Below are 230 nucleotides of genomic sequence, written 5' to 3'. Positions count from 1 at the left end.
CGGTCATCCCGGTGAAGGACCAGAACGGTCTCGTGATCCTCGACCGCGACGAGCACATGCGCCCGACGACCGACATGCAGTCGCTGGCCTCCCTCAACCCCTCCTTCCAGATGCCCGGCGAGATGGGCGGCTTCGAGGCCGTCGGCATCCAGGCCCATCCGGAAGTCGAGAAGATCACCTATGTCCACCACGCCGGCAATTCGTCCGGCATCGTCGATGGCGCCGCAGCC

Annotated in this window: 1 pseudogene; it reads left to right on the top strand. The window is 66.1% G+C overall.

Features of this window, described 5'->3' with window-relative positions:
- Positions 1-230: pseudogene (locus R0J92_RS27305) on the top strand (acetyl-CoA C-acyltransferase); the annotation flags it as partial.

The sequence above is a fragment of the Tritonibacter sp. SIMBA_163 genome, from assembly GCF_046535935.1.
Classification (GTDB): Bacteria; Pseudomonadota; Alphaproteobacteria; order Rhodobacterales; family Rhodobacteraceae; genus Epibacterium; species Epibacterium scottomollicae.
This window is presented reverse-complemented; position numbering and strand designations above follow the sequence as displayed.